Raw genomic sequence first — 12,871 nt, 5'->3', positions numbered from 1 at the left:
TTTATTGCTCTAGCGCCGCAGACAGTGCCGCCGGCTCATTCAGTGCCGAAGCAGTCAGGGTATCAACAATACGTTTCGTCAGACCGGTCAGAACTTTACCCGGACCGACTTCATACAGGTGCTCTACGCCCTGGGATGCCATAAATTCAACGGTTTTAGTCCACTGAACCGGGCTATACAGCTGACGAACCAGCGCATCGCGAATTGCGTCTGCCGTAGTTTCACACTTCACATCAACGTTGTTCACAACCGGAACAGTCGGTGCGTTAAAGGTGATTTTCTGCAGCTCAACGGCCAGTTTCTCAGCAGCAGGCTTCATCAGCGCGCAGTGAGAAGGAACGCTGACCGGCAGCGGCAGCGCACGCTTAGCGCCCGCGGCTTTACAGGCAACACCAGCACGTTCTACGGCTTCTTTATGCCCGGCAATAACCACCTGACCCGGTGAGTTAAAGTTTACCGGTGAAACCACCTGGCCTTCGGCAGACTCTTCGCACGCTTTAGCGATAGCGGCATCGTCCAGACCGATAATAGCAGACATGCCGCCAGTGCCTTCCGGAACCGCTTCCTGCATGAATTTGCCACGCAGTTCAACCAGACGTACGGCATCGGCAAAACCGATAACACCCGCACATACCAGCGCAGAATATTCGCCCAGGCTGTGACCCGCCATCAGCGCAGGTGTTTTACCCCCCTGCTGCTGCCATACGCGATAAAGCGCAACGGATGCGGTCAACAGCGCGGGCTGCGTCTGCCAGGTTTTATTCAGTTCTTCAGCCGGACCTTGCTGAGTCAACGCCCACAGATCATAGCCCAGTGCAGCTGATGCTTCAGCAAATGTTTCTTCAACAATTGGGTAGGTTGCTGCCATTTCAGACAACATCCCAACGGCCTGGGAACCCTGCCCCGGAAACACAAATGCAAATTGCGTCATGTTTAAATCCTTATACTAGAAACGAACCAGCGCGGAGCCCCAGGTGAATCCACCCCCGAAGGCTTCAAGCAATATCAACTGCCCAGCTTTAATACGCCCGTCGCGGACGGCTTCGTCCAGCGCGCACGGTACGGAGGCAGCAGAGGTATTACCATGTCTGTCGAGCGTCACGACAACATTATCCATCGACATACCCAGCTTTTTAGCTGTCGCGCTGATAATGCGCAGGTTAGCCTGATGCGGCACCAGCCAGTCCAGCGCAGAACGGTCGAGATTATTGGCTTCCAGCGTTTCATCAACGATGTGCGCAAGCTCGGTCACCGCGACTTTAAATACTTCGTTACCCGCCATCGTCAGGTGGATCGGGTTTTCCGGGTTCACGCGATCGGCGTTAGGCAGCGTCAACAGTTCGCCGTAGCGACCGTCAGCGTGCAGATGCGTGGAGAGAATGCCTGGCTCTTCTGATGCGCTCAGTACAACCGCACCAGCCCCATCACCGAAAATGATGATCGTTCCGCGATCGGTTGGATCGCAGGTACGGGCCAGGACATCGGAGCCAACGACCAGAGCATGCTTAACTGCGCCAGATTTAACGTACTGGTCGGCAACGCTCAGGGCGTAAGTGAAGCCAGCACAAGCGGCTGCAACGTCAAACGCCGGACAGCCTTTGATCCCCAGCATACTTTGGATCTGGCACGCCGCGCTTGGAAATGCGTGAGTGGATGATGTGGTAGCAACCACAATCAGACCAATTTGTTCTTTGTCGATGCCCGCCATTTCAATCGCACGGTTTGCGGCGGCAAAGCCCATCGTCGCAACTGTTTCATTTGGCGCTGCAATATGGCGTTCACGGATACCTGTACGAGTGACGATCCACTCATCAGATGTCTCAACCATTTTTTCCAAATCGGCGTTAGTACGCACTTGTTCAGGCAGATAGCTGCCAGTACCAATAATCTTCGTATACATGTACGCTCAGTCACTTTTTGGTTATATACCGCTACGAGCAAATCGCTGATACGTTGGCCACATTCACAAACGCACCGTTATCTGTGTGCTCGTGATTTTGCGCTTTCGCCACCGTCCAGCAGTTCGAATCCAGCTGGGTATACAGATTCCAGGCGAGCGGCAATTCGCTGAGGAACTTGTCGCTGCACCGCCTGCACTGCCTGTTCAATCGCGACTTCAAATGCTCGCTGATTGGCCGCACCATGACTCTTAATCACCGTGCCGCGCAATCCTAACAGACAGGCGCCATTATACTGGTCGGGGTTGAGGTGACTAAATCGCCTTGTCAGGCTTTTTTGTAACCAACGTTTTAATAACAGAAGCCACCACGACCGTTTTTTGCCCTCACCCTGAGATTTCAGCAGTGAAAGGAACATTCTGACAACACCTTCCATCGTCTTTAATGTGACATTACCTGTAAAACCGTCACAGACCAACACATCGGTTTTGCCAGTCAGTAACTCATTGGCTTCAAGATAGCCGATATAATTAATGGAAGGGATCGTTTTTAGCACAGCTGAAGCATCTCGAATACTGTCGAGACCTTTCGTTTCTTCTTCGCCGATGTTGAGTAACGCTACGCGAGGATTGGCAATGCCAACAACCTCTTCTGCCAGCACGGAACCCATGACGGCAAATTGCACCAACATCGTGCTATCACAATCTACGTTGGCGCCCAAATCCAGCACCACCGTTTTGCCCTTTTGCTGATGGGGTAACACCGTCACCAACGCAGGACGCTCAATCCCCTCAAGAGGTTTGAGCAATAACTTCGCAAGTCCCATGAGTGCGCCCGTATTACCGGCGCTGACACAAGCTTGTGCCTGACCTTCTTTCACGAGCTCCAGGGCAACACGCATTGAGCTTCCACGACTGGCGCGAATAGCTTGCGAGGGCCGGGCATCACTGGCAATAACTGACTGAGCAGGGATAATCTGCAGACGCGAACGTTGTTCGAAGTCAGCTTTGGCAAGTAATGGCGTGATTGTATCGGGATCCCCGACTAAAAGAAGTGTGAGTTGCGAATTAGAATTCAGTGCCTGCAATGCTGCAGGCACTGTCACGGTAGGGCCAAAATCTCCCCCCATGACATCTAACGCCAGGGTTAGACGTGTCAAGGTATCGTCGCTGCCCGGTTAGGTGTTTCCCCAGTCACCCGGGGAAAGCCTCACTAAGCTTCATCACGCGTTCACTCTTTGTCTTTCTCACCAGAAGTGGGAAAGCCATTGAGTCATGCGTGATTACTTAGCGATTACCTTACGGCCACGGTAGAAACCGTCGGCAGTGATGTGGTGACGCAGGTGTTGTTCACCAGAAGTTTTGTCTACAGACAGGCTGGTGACTGCGGTCAGAGCGTCATGAGAACGACGCATGCCACGTTTGGAACGGGTTGGTTTATTCTGTTGTACGGCCATGGACCTTACTCCTCAATTACTTACGCTTTAAGCTGGCTAATACGGCAAATGGGTTTGGTTTTTGCGCTTCATCAGGCAATTCGCCAAAGACCATGTCCGCCTCGGACACTTCACAGTGTTCAGAATCATGCACCGGAACTACCGGCAAGGAGAGGATAATCTCATCTTCAACCATTGCAAGCAGATCGATTTCACCGAATTCGTTAACCTCAATCGGCTCATACGCTTCCGGGAGTGCTTCAGCCTGCTCGTCAGAACGGACAGGACTAAAACAATATGTTGTGTGAACATGAAGTGGGAACGGTTTCCCGCAACGCTGACATTCGAGCGTAACCGATACCTTCGCATCACCGGTTATAACGGCGAGACGCTGGTTATCGATAGCGAACGACATGGAGCATTCCACATCACTGTCCACACTGACTACAGAATCGGCGACGCGCTCAACCAGATCAGAAGTATAGATACCTTCATAATCGAGGCGTTTTTGAGCCGTACGAACCGGATCAAGAGTCAGGGGTAATTTTACCTTTTGCATAGGGCGCGCATATTAACTTTGTAACGTCATATAGTCAAAGAAAAAGGCAGCCTGTGGTTGCCTTTTGCCAATAATTCGCACACATTGCGGGTCATCGACTTAAAATCGCTCAAGACAAGCCACTACAGCCAGCTTGTAGGTCGAAGTCCATAGTTTAAAATGGCTCTCATCAATACGCTATATGCGAGGGAAAAAATATGCCTCAACTTATTCTTGCTTCTACCTCACCCTGGCGTCGCGCTTTACTCGAAAAACTGGCAATCCCGTTTGAATGCGCAGCGCCAGAGGTTGATGAAACGCCGTTGCCCGGCGAAGCACCACGCCATTTAGTCTTGCGACTGGCGCAGAAAAAAGCGCAATCTCTCGCCCACCGTTACCCATCGCATCTGATTATTGGCTCCGATCAAATTTGTGTTCTTGATGGTGAAATAACCGGCAAACCATTAACTGAAGAAAATGCGCGCCAACAATTACTCAAAGCCCGTGGCAATATTGTGACGTTTTACACTGGACTGGCGCTGTATAATTCTGCGACCGGACATTTACAAACTGAAGTAGAACCTTTTGACGTCCATTTCCGTCATTTAAGCGAGGCGGAAATTGATGATTATCTGCGCAAAGAGCGTCCGCTCCATTGTGCAGGTAGTTTCAAAAGTGAAGGGTTAGGTATTGCACTCTTTGAACGCCTGGAGGGTCGTGACCCAAATACCTTGATCGGTTTGCCGCTTATCGCGTTGTGTCAAATGCTGCGGCGGGAAGAGATGAACCCGTTGAATGCCTGATTGATCTGCCTGATGGGCGACGCGATGCGTCTTATCAGGCCTACGGTGCATCACACGATTGTAGGCCTGATAAGCAACGCGCATCAGGCTTTACTGCGTAAAACCTCGAGGCAGCGCTTCAATTGCTTATCCATCGGCGCTTCAATACGCATCACTTCACCCGTTCCCGGATGGGTAAATTTCAACGCTGCGGCGTGCAGGAAAAGCCGATTCAACCCCGTATCCGCCAGTTGCTTATCGAACTCACGGTCACCGTAGCGATCGTCAAAAGCAATTGGATGACCGGCATACTGGGTATGCACACGAATCTGGTGCGTACGTCCGGTCACCGGGCTACAGCGCACAAGCGTGGCAAACGCATAGCGCTCTTCCACTTTAAAACGTGTTTCTGACGGTTTGCCTTCCTGGTTCACCCGCACGATACGCTCGCCGCTTTGCAGAATGTTCTTTAACAGCGGCGCCTGCACGGTTTTGACATGCGACTGCCATTGGCCTCGAACCAGCGCGAGATAGTCTTTCTGCATGCCTTTTTCACGCAGTTGTTCATGCAATGAACGCAAGGCTGAGCGTTTTTTAGCCACCAGCAAAACGCCGGAGGTATCCCGGTCGAGGCGATGCACCAGTTCAAGGAAACGCGCTTCCGGTCGCAACGCACGTAATCCTTCAATGACGCCAAAGCTTAACCCGCTTCCGCCATGTACGGCCGTACCTGAAGGTTTGTTAAGCACCAGAATGTGGTCATCTTCATATAAAATGACGTCGGTCAGCGCCGCGACCTTCTGCAGGTTTGGCGAAATGGCCTCTTCTTCACGTTCAGCGACACGCACAGGTGGAATACGCACAATATCCCCGTCTTCGAGTTTGTACTCGGGTTTAATGCGTTTTTTGTTCACCCGCACTTCGCCTTTACGCAAAATGCGATAAATCATACTTTTTGGCACGCCCTTAAGCTGGGTGCGCAAAAAGTTGTCGATGCGTTGCCCTGCTTCGTCTGCAGTAATGGCAACTGTTTTTACGGCTGGAGTCTCTGTTTTCATGGGGGCCGATTTTAAATAGCCATCAAGATTCGCGCCACACATTTTTCTATGCTTATATTAACTGCTATACCTTATTACTTAAGTTTGACATAGCCGATTTGGTGGTTATTAAAGCAATCACTACGCGGAAGTGAAAAAACTGTGAGTAACCGGGTGATAAATGGCAAAAGTCATCTTGCTATAACAAGGTTAGCAGTGGAATAATGAAGTTGTTTCCGTGTTGAATCTTGTTAAAACAAGAACTTTTCCGGAATGACCCAATTTTGCCCGACCGATCATCAACGCAGCAATGGCGTAAGACGTATTGATCTTTCAGGCAGTTAGCGGGCTGCGGGTTGCAGTCCTTACCGGTAATATGGAAGCTTTTCTGGAGAGTAACACCCAGACTGTTCCCCTGATAATTGCGCTGTGTTTCCGTATGAAATGCAGGCAACCGACACTCTGCGCCTCTTTGAGCTGACGATAACCGTGAGGTTGGCGACGCGAATAGACACGAGGCCATCGGTTCACACCCGGAAAGGCATTACTCTGCCCGCAGCTTAGTCGTCAATGTAAGAATAATGAGTAAGTTACGATGAAAAGAATGTTAATTAACGCAACTCAGCAGGAAGAGTTGCGTGTCGCCCTTGTAGATGGGCAACGTCTGTACGATCTGGATATCGAAAGTCCTGGACACGAACAGAAAAAAGCCAACATCTATAAAGGCAAAATTACCCGTATTGAACCGAGTCTGGAAGCTGCTTTTGTTGATTACGGCGCTGAACGTCACGGTTTCCTCCCGTTAAAAGAAATTGCCCGCGAATACTTCCCCGCTAACTACAACTCCCATGGTCGTCCCAACATTAAAGACGTGTTGCGCGAAGGTCAGGAAGTCATCGTTCAGATCGATAAAGAAGAACGCGGCAATAAAGGCGCTGCGCTGACTACCTTTATCAGCCTGGCGGGTAGTTATCTGGTTCTGATGCCGAACAACCCACGCGCGGGCGGTATCTCCCGTCGCATTGAAGGCGACGACCGTACCGAATTAAAAGAAGCGCTGGCAAGCCTGGAACTGCCTGATGGCATGGGGCTTATCGTGCGTACCGCAGGGGTCGGCAAATCCGCCGAAGCACTGCAGTGGGACCTGAGCTTCCGCCTGAAGCACTGGGAAGCGATTCAAAAAGCCGCTGACAGCCGCCCTGCTCCATTCCTGATCCACCAGGAAAGCAACGTTATCGTTCGCGCTTTCCGTGACTACTTACGTCAGGACATCGGCGAAATCCTTATCGATAACCCGAAAGTGATGGAGATGGCGCGTCAGCACATCGCCGCACTGGGTCGTCCGGATTTCAGCAGCAAAATCAAACTGTACACCGGTGAAATCCCACTGTTCAGCCACTATCAGATCGAGTCTCAGATTGAATCCGCGTTCCAGCGCGAAGTACGTCTGCCGTCCGGCGGCTCAATCGTTATTGACAGCACAGAGGCACTGACCGCTATCGATATCAACTCCGCACGCGCAACTCGCGGCGGCGACATCGAAGAAACAGCGTTCAACACTAACCTTGAAGCAGCCGATGAAATTGCCCGTCAGCTGCGTCTGCGCGACCTCGGCGGTCTGATTGTAATCGACTTCATTGATATGACGCCGGTTCGCCACCAGCGCGCGGTTGAAAACCGTCTGCGCGAGGCCGTACGCCAGGACAGAGCGCGTATTCAGATCAGTCATATTTCTCGCTTCGGTCTGCTGGAGATGTCTCGTCAGCGTCTGAGCCCGTCTCTGGGTGAATCCAGCCATCACGTGTGCCCGCGTTGTTCCGGCACCGGTACCGTACGTGATAACGAATCACTGTCGCTGTCTATTCTGCGTCTGATCGAAGAAGAAGCACTGAAAGAAAATACGCAAGAAGTTCACGCTATTGTTCCTGTGCCGATCGCCTCTTACCTGCTCAACGAAAAACGTACCGCGGTTAATGCTATCGAAACGCGTCAGAATGGCGTGCGCTGTGTGATCGTGCCAAACGATCAGATGGAAACCCCGCACTATTCTGTGCTGCGCGTACGTAAAGGGGAAGAAACACCGACCCTGAGCTACCTGCTGCCGAAACTGCATGAAGAGGCAATGGCATTGCCGACGGAAGAAGAGTACGTCGAGCGTAAACAGCCTGAGCAACCGGCGCTGGCCACCTTCGCCATGCCAGACGTTCCGCCAGCCCCTGCTCTGCAGGAACCTGCCGCGAAAGCCACCGCGCCTAAAGCTGCAGCAGCAACCGCAGCCGTTGCCGCACAACCCGGTTTGATTAGCCGTTTCTTTGGCGCACTGAAGTCCATCTTCGGTGGTAGCGAAGAAGTGAAACCGGTTGAACAACCTGCGCCGAAAGCTGAAGAGAAAACCGAACGCCAGCAGGATCGTCGTAAACCGCGTCAGAACAATCGTCGCGACCGTAACGATCGTCGTGATAACCGTGATAATCGCGGTGACCGCGACAACCGTAGCGAACGTTCAGAAAACGGCGAAAACCGTGAAGATAACCGCCGTAATCGTCGTCAGTCCCAGCAGCAAAATGCGGAAGCTCGCGATAACCGCCAGCAAACCACTGATGTTGCAGACAAAGCGAAATCCGGTGATGAACAGCAGGCGCCGCGTCGCGAACGCAACCGCCGTCGTAACGATGACAAGCGTCAGGCTCAGCAGGAAGTTAAAGAGCTGAACCAGGCTGAACAACCTGTGCAAGATACCGAGCAGGAAGAGCGCGTACGTCAGCCTCAAACCCGCCGCAAACAGCGTCAGTTGACTCAGAAAGTTCGTTTCACAGACAGCCCGGCGGTTGAAGCCGAAGTGGCTACTGTTGCTGCAATCGCTGAAACTGCTGTTGCTCAACCAACAGAACAGCCGGTACCAGCACAGCGCACCGAACTGGCGAAAGTTGATCTGCCAGCCGTCGTTGCGACTGAGCAGGAAGACAACAGCGAAGCTCGTGACTCCAACGGTATGCCGCGTCGTTCTCGCCGCTCTCCTCGCCATCTGCGCGTCAGTGGACAGCGTCGTCGTCGTTACCGTGACGAGCGTTATCCGGTTCAGTCGCCGATGCCGTTAACGGTCGCCTGCGCATCTCCTGAATTAGCGTCCGGTAAAGTTTGGATCCGCTACCCTGTTGCACGTCCTCAGGATCAGCAGGTTGAAGAACAGCGCGAACAGGAAATGGTCCAGCAGCAAGCTGCACCTGTCGCCGTAGAGCCTCAGGTTGCTGCCGCTGCCGTTGAACACATTGTGGATGCCCCTGCGCCGGTTGAAGCCGTGCGACCAGAGGTTGTCGTAGCTGAGCCTCAGGCCGCCGTTGTTGAAACCACACAGGTTGAAACCACGCATCCGGAAGTGATTGCGACCCCTGTCGAGGAACAACCGCAAATTATCGCTGCATCTGATGCGCCCGTAGCAGAAGAAATCGCCGCTGAAGCCGAACCTGTGGCTGACGTTGTGACTGCACCGGTTGCCGAAGAGCCTGCAGAGGTTGTTATTCCCCAGCCAGAAGTGGTTGAAGAGATTGCTGAAGTTGTGGAAACAGCGCCAGTTGTTGAAGAGGTTGCAGCGCCGAAAGACGTTGTTGCCGCGCCTGTCGTCGAAACTGAAGTCGTTAAGGCTGAAGTTGTCGCAGCAAGCGCTGATGCTGAACACCTGCACAGCCATGCAACCGCGCCAATGACCCGCGCTCCTGCACCGGAATATGTGCCAGAAGCGCCGCGTCATAGCGACTGGCAGCGTCCGGCATTCGCCTTTGAAGGCAAAGGTGCCGCTGGTGGACACAGCGCAACGCATCAAGCGACTGCGCCAGCAACACGTCCACAGCCTGTTGAGTAAGCCATAATCAATATCAAAGCCGGCCTTCGGGTCGGCTTTTTTTTATATCTGATCTACGCCTTTCATCCCCGTCAGCTGCGGCATAACATCCTTCATTAGGGCCAGAAACTTGCGTAAGCGGGTCGGATAGTAACGCGCCCATGGATAAACCAAATGTACAGGCAACGGCGCCGCATGCCACTCAGGTAGCAACGCAACCAGACGTCCATTGGCAATATCCTCCGCCACCATCCAGCTTGAAACAATAGTCACTCCCAACCCTGCCAGCGCGGCATTTCTGGCGACATAAATACTGTCGGTACTTAACCTGGGTGAAATATTCAACGTGACTGGCTCATTACGCAATTGGTGCAACAACGAAACGCTATGCTGAAAAAACGTGTTCACGGCAATCCAGGGCAGCGCTGATAACTGCTCAGGATGAGAAAGCTCGCTATATTGCTCCAGCAGTCCTGGACTCGCTACCATACTACGGGGAACTTCAGCCAGTAAAACGGAAACCGTGGCCGGATCCACCTCAGCACCAACCCTGATCGCGCAGTCAATATTATCGCTCAGAAAATCAACGGTTTTATCGTTGAGCATCCACTCGACTGCCAACTGGGGATAGCGCGAAAGAAACTGCAAAAGCGGCTCAAGTAGTTGTTGTTGCCCGAACGCATGCGGTGCGCGGACTCGCAACGTCCCCACCGGTTCATCTTCTGTGACATTAAGTCCATCTTCCAGCGCCAGCCAGGCATCAATAATCTTCTTAGCATGCTGATAGCCTCTTTCACCATCGTCGGTCAATTTCATCGCATGCGTGGTACGCATAAGCAGTTTCACACCCAGCAGCGTTTCCAGCGATTGCAGCCGTCTGCTAACGGTCGCCTGCGTCGTCCCTATCTGTTTTGCCGCTGCCGAAAGCGATCCTGCTTCGACAATACGTACAAACGTACGCATCAGCTCCACCCTGTCTATACGCTCATTTTTTATCATTTTCAGTTTCATCATACGTCTGACGTATAACTGTTTTACCACTGCGCTCGCTACCGCGCCACTCGCTGAAGGATAAAAATAACCGCACATCCTGTGATTGAGGAATCATTTGTGAACACACATACCGCACTTTCCCGTTGGGTCATTTTTGTTCTGGCAATGGGCGCCGGATTCAGCGTGGCCGCTATCTACTACGCCCAGCCTCTTCTGCCTTTAATGGGTCAGGATCTGGCCTTAAGTCTCACCGGTATGGGGTTGGTCCCGACGCTGACCCAGGCGGGATATGCGTTAGGTATATTGTTTTTATTGCCATTAGGCGATCGTTATGACCGCCGGACATTAATCCTGCTGAAAAGCATCTCTCTTGCCGCGCTGCTGCTGGCCTGTAGCTTTACCGGTCAGTTGCATTCGCTATTACTGGTGAGCCTGCTGATGGGAATGGCGGCAACCATGGCACAAGATATTGTGCCTGCGGCGGCAATACTGGCGCCCGAAGGCAAGCAGGGAAAAACGGTGGGCACAGTGATGACGGGCCTTCTGTTGGGGATTTTACTCTCACGTACCGTCAGTGGACTGGTGGGCGAAGCGTTTGGCTGGCGCGAGATGTACCAACTCGCTGCCGTCAGCATTGCCGTAATTACCGCGATTATGTGGAAAGTACTGCCTCGCTTTACGGTCCATTCCACGTTGAGCTATCCATCATTAATGCTCTCAATGGCGCAACTTTGGCAACGATATTCCACCTTGCGCCGCGCAGCACTGGCACAAGGCTTTCTGTCCATTGCTTTTAGCGCCTTCTGGTCTACGCTGGCGGTGATGTTATCTGAGCATTACCACATGGGTAGCGCTATAGCGGGTGCTTTTGGTATCGCGGGAGCAGCCGGAGCGCTTGCCGCACCGATGGCGGGCCATCTTGCCGATAAAGTGGGTGCGGCAAAAGTGACGCAATTGGGTGCTTTGCTGGTAACGGTATCTTTCGCACTGATGTTTTTGTTACCCGCCCTGCCCGTTCAGGGGCAGTGGCTGCTCATCGCCCTTTCGGCTGTAGGTTTTGATCTCGGATTGCAATCCAGCCTGGTTGCCCACCAGAATCTGGTCTATAGCCTGGAGCCTCTGGCACGAGGACGACTGAACGCTCTGCTGTTTACGATGGTGTTTATCGGTATGGCGCTGGGTTCAGTTCTCGGAAGTCAGGTCTACGCCCTGGCAAATTGGGAAGGTGTCGTTGTGTTGGCTACCTTCAGCAGTGCAATTGCGTTGGTCATAAGACTGACGGGGAACCCGTCGCTTAGTAAGACGTCGGTTGCCTAAAAAAATGCCCGCTCCGGGGTGTTAAAGGAGCGGGCAGACAAACATACCCAGTTTCAAGATATGTTTCAAAACGAGGCGTTAACGATTGAGCTGGAACAACGACATTCCCTGCATATCGGTGAACGCTTTATAGGATGCCTGTAGCGCAGCCTGCTGCATGACATAAGACGAGATCGCGGCGTTCCAGTCAACATCCACCAGATTACTCATCTGCTGAGTTTGGCCTAATGCACGATCGGCGCCCAGTGAATCCAGCGAGCTTAGTTCACTCAGCTGCGTACCTAATTCTGCACGGACGCTCAAAACATTATTGAGTGAATTCTTTAAACCACGGTTGGTTTTATCAATGGCAGCAGCGGCGGTAGCTTTTGCAACGTCATCACCCGCAATAGGGGTTTTGAGCGCATCAATAGCGGTATCCAGCATTTTAAACAGGTTCTTTTCCTGAGTGCCGCCACCAGGTTCCGGTACAGCGTTGCTGGTCAGGTTGGCGAATACTTTATCGCCAGTATGACCAATCACCATGGTTCGGGAGGCATCGACCTGTTGGGTAACGTTTGTTGTACCGCCGCTGTAAGCGCCATCTGCCTGGGCAAACGGTGCGGATTCTGTTTTATATCCACCGAAAATATAGCGACCATTACCGTCGGTACTGTTTGCCAGGTTCATCAGCTGATCGCGGATCCCCTGTAGGTCGGTGGCCAGCGATGCACGGTCGTCATCACTTAACGTTCCGTTCCCGGCATAAACGATTTTTTCCTGTGCAGCCTGAATTGCCGTCGTCACCTGGCTCAAAACATTCTCTTCCAGCGACACCTTTTGCGTCGCGAATGAGCGTGCCAGCGTATATTGGCTGTTCTGCGCCTGAGCCTGAGAAAGTACCACGGCCTGCGAGGCGGCAATCGGATCGTCTGATGGGTTGATCACGCGTTTGCCCGTTGACATCTGCTCACCAAACTTCATCCATTCAGCCTGAGAGTTAGTGATGCCACGCATATTCTGCTGGTACATCATCTGGGTGCTGATACGCATT

At 52.6% G+C, this 12,871-nt stretch carries 11 protein-coding genes; 3 read left to right on the top strand and 8 right to left on the bottom strand.

The features are described from left to right. Position 1: 1 nt before the first annotated feature. The 5 genes from fabD to yceD form a co-directional block, all read right to left on the bottom strand. Positions 2-931: an ACP S-malonyltransferase gene (gene fabD, locus OGX92_RS20470; protein ID WP_240389258.1), complete on the bottom strand. Its 930-nt coding sequence runs from the start codon at positions 929-931 to the stop codon at positions 2-4. Positions 932-946: 15 nt separating this feature from the next. Continuing rightward, positions 947-1,900, bottom strand: coding sequence for a beta-ketoacyl-ACP synthase III (gene fabH / locus OGX92_RS20465; RefSeq protein ID WP_003832181.1), 954 nt, complete (start codon positions 1,898-1,900; stop codon positions 947-949). A 77-nt stretch (positions 1,901-1,977) separates the two neighbouring features. Beyond that, positions 1,978-3,057: a phosphate acyltransferase PlsX gene (gene plsX / locus OGX92_RS20460; RefSeq protein ID WP_071846967.1), complete on the bottom strand. Its 1,080-nt coding sequence runs from the start codon at positions 3,055-3,057 to the stop codon at positions 1,978-1,980. 123 nt (positions 3,058-3,180) lie between these two features. Next, on the bottom strand, positions 3,181-3,354 hold the full coding sequence (gene rpmF, locus OGX92_RS20455) for a 50S ribosomal protein L32 (protein WP_003036242.1): 174 nt from the start codon (positions 3,352-3,354) through the stop codon (positions 3,181-3,183). A gap of 16 nt (positions 3,355-3,370) precedes the next feature. Beyond that, positions 3,371-3,892, bottom strand: coding sequence for a 23S rRNA accumulation protein YceD (yceD, locus tag OGX92_RS20450; RefSeq protein WP_003036239.1), 522 nt, complete (start codon positions 3,890-3,892; stop codon positions 3,371-3,373). Positions 3,893-4,089: 197 nt separating this feature from the next. Here yceD and OGX92_RS20445 point away from each other — a divergent pair, with 197 nt between their 5' ends. Next, entirely contained in the window at positions 4,090-4,674 is a 585-nt protein-coding gene (locus tag OGX92_RS20445) for a Maf family protein (protein WP_003832177.1), read from the top strand. Positions 4,675-4,757: 83 nt separating this feature from the next. Here OGX92_RS20445 and rluC read toward each other — a convergent pair whose 3' ends face one another. Then, positions 4,758-5,711 (bottom strand): 23S rRNA pseudouridine(955/2504/2580) synthase RluC, encoded by a 954-nt coding sequence (gene rluC / locus OGX92_RS20440; protein WP_003036228.1) that lies wholly within the window; start codon positions 5,709-5,711, stop codon positions 4,758-4,760. A gap of 574 nt (positions 5,712-6,285) precedes the next feature. Here rluC and rne point away from each other — a divergent pair. Continuing rightward, a complete protein-coding gene (gene rne / locus OGX92_RS20435) occupies positions 6,286-9,549 on the top strand; it encodes a ribonuclease E (RefSeq protein WP_003832172.1) in 3,264 nt (1,087 codons plus the stop codon). Between the two features lie 42 nt (positions 9,550-9,591). Here rne and OGX92_RS20430 read toward each other — a convergent pair whose 3' ends face one another. Continuing rightward, positions 9,592-10,617 carry a LysR family transcriptional regulator gene (locus OGX92_RS20430; protein ID WP_286587004.1) on the bottom strand — a complete coding sequence of 342 codons (1,026 nt, stop codon included), beginning with the start codon at positions 10,615-10,617 and terminating at the stop codon, positions 9,592-9,594. A 21-nt stretch (positions 10,618-10,638) separates the two neighbouring features. On the opposite strand from OGX92_RS20430, the gene OGX92_RS20425 reads away from it, so the two are divergent. After that, entirely contained in the window at positions 10,639-11,838 is a 1,200-nt protein-coding gene (locus OGX92_RS20425; RefSeq protein ID WP_100272646.1) for an MFS transporter, read from the top strand. Positions 11,839-11,916: 78 nt separating this feature from the next. On the opposite strand, the gene flgL is transcribed toward OGX92_RS20425, so the two are convergent. Next, positions 11,917-12,870, bottom strand: coding sequence for a flagellar hook-associated protein FlgL (gene flgL / locus OGX92_RS20420; protein WP_032942958.1), 954 nt, complete (start codon positions 12,868-12,870; stop codon positions 11,917-11,919). Between the last annotated feature and the right edge of the window lies 1 nt (position 12,871).

Source organism: Citrobacter sp. Cpo089 (assembly GCF_030332695.1).
GTDB lineage: Bacteria > Pseudomonadota > Gammaproteobacteria > Enterobacterales > Enterobacteriaceae > Citrobacter > Citrobacter portucalensis.
Note: the sequence above shows the minus strand (reverse complement) of the source record. Positions and strands in the feature narration are given on the sequence as shown.

Coding starts and splice junctions, on each gene's coding strand:
- fabD (WP_240389258.1), bottom strand. CDS start 931: ATGACGCAATTTGCATTTGTGTTTCCGGGGCAGGGTTCCCAGGCCGTT.
- fabH (WP_003832181.1), bottom strand. CDS start 1,900: ATGTATACGAAGATTATTGGTACTGGCAGCTATCTGCCTGAACAAGTG.
- rpmF (WP_003036242.1), bottom strand. CDS start 3,354: ATGGCCGTACAACAGAATAAACCAACCCGTTCCAAACGTGGCATGCGT.
- yceD (WP_003036239.1), bottom strand. CDS start 3,892: ATGCAAAAGGTAAAATTACCCCTGACTCTTGATCCGGTTCGTACGGCT.
- OGX92_RS20445 (WP_003832177.1), top strand. CDS start 4,090: ATGCCTCAACTTATTCTTGCTTCTACCTCACCCTGGCGTCGCGCTTTA.
- rluC (WP_003036228.1), bottom strand. CDS start 5,711: ATGAAAACAGAGACTCCAGCCGTAAAAACAGTTGCCATTACTGCAGAC.
- rne (WP_003832172.1), top strand. CDS start 6,286: ATGAAAAGAATGTTAATTAACGCAACTCAGCAGGAAGAGTTGCGTGTC.
- OGX92_RS20430 (WP_286587004.1), bottom strand. CDS start 10,617: ATGTGCGGTTATTTTTATCCTTCAGCGAGTGGCGCGGTAGCGAGCGCA.
- flgL (WP_032942958.1), bottom strand. CDS start 12,870: ATGCGTATCAGCACCCAGATGATGTACCAGCAGAATATGCGTGGCATC.